Below are 1,113 nucleotides of genomic sequence, written 5' to 3'. Positions count from 1 at the left end.
ATACAGCTTCAAACTCTCTATATGTATTATAACAAATTTAAAAAATTTGTCAACAATTTTTTTGTTAAAAAAGCGAAAAAATTCGTATTTTTATGATATATTTATAAATATTTGAATAAAAGCCCCTTATAACGAGCAAACTGGCGCCCAATTCGATTGACTTACCGTTGCTTCCTTCCGAACCTGGCGGATTCATCAGGAATTGCCGCAGCAGCCCGCTATAAGAGATGTAAAACGATATAAAATCGTTCGGAGAGAGTGGGATTCGAACCCACGATACTGTTACATATACGCGACTTCCAATCGCGCTCCTTCAACCGCTCGGACATCTCTCCAAATGCCCAAAACGTGCCTAAGAAGATTTGAACTTCCAACCTCCAGAACCGCAATCTGACGCTCTATCCAATTGAGCTATAGGCACATAATTAGATTTAATATAACATAAATTTTCTTTTTTTGCAAATTTATAAATGTTTAATAAAATAAAACGGTTTACGCCGTTAAGTATAAACCGTTTTTTAATCTAATTTTTTATCAAAAAATATTTTTACGACCTTGAAGCGAATCTTAATCCGATTTCGCCTCCAACATCAAAGTTTCCCCATTTATACCTTTCATCTCCTATTGGCGTTTTAGCGTCCATAATATCGTATCCTAAATATAAACCGAGATTTAACGCGAATCTATCGGTTAAGAATATAGAATAATCTAAAGTTCCTTTTATATAACCTACAAAATCTGGGTTAAGCATAGATTTTATATCGCTTTTGCTCAAATCTTTAGAACCTTTTTCACTTCCAATTTTTATGATTTCTTTTCCTTTGAAAGGAATTTTAATTCCTCCGCCTATTCCTATAGAAAAAGCTCCGATATTTAATTTTGGTAGCAAACCGACTTGTAAACTTTCAAAACCGTAATAAAAGCCGACTCTTTCGTTCGTTGCGATTCCTATATCCCTTGCATTTACGGATATATTGAAATTGTCATGCGAATAACCGACTTCGGCTAATAAACTTATTCCGAAACCGTTTAATATTTGCGCCATATATCCGAATTGAGCGGAAACCCCGTAATCGAAACCTTTTTCGCCTTTAGCTTCCGCGCTGTCTTTAA

Annotated in this window: 1 protein-coding gene, 2 tRNA genes and 1 other RNA gene; all 4 read right to left on the bottom strand. The window is 35.0% G+C overall.

Annotated features, from left to right (window positions below; all coding sequences use genetic code 11):
• Nucleotides 1–126: 126 nt before the first annotated feature.
• Nucleotides 127–221, bottom strand: an RNA gene (gene ffs / locus EZH24_RS12345) — signal recognition particle sRNA small type.
• 29 nt (nt 222–250) lie between these two features.
• Nucleotides 251–335: transfer RNA gene (locus EZH24_RS12340), tRNA-Ser, on the bottom strand.
• Nucleotides 336–347: 12 nt separating this feature from the next.
• Nucleotides 348–421: transfer RNA gene (locus EZH24_RS12335), tRNA-Arg, on the bottom strand.
• A 126-nt stretch (nt 422–547) separates the two neighbouring features.
• Nucleotides 548–1,113 (bottom strand): PorT family protein (locus EZH24_RS14345; protein WP_161976174.1); only part of this gene is annotated, 566 nt, incomplete at its 5' end.

Origin of the sequence: Brachyspira catarrhinii, from assembly GCF_005518285.1 — a bacterium.
GTDB classification, from domain to species: domain Bacteria; phylum Spirochaetota; class Brachyspiria; order Brachyspirales; family Brachyspiraceae; genus Brachyspira; species Brachyspira catarrhinii.
The sequence above is the reverse complement of the archived record's forward strand: the minus strand, read 5'-3'. Positions and strand labels throughout refer to the sequence as shown.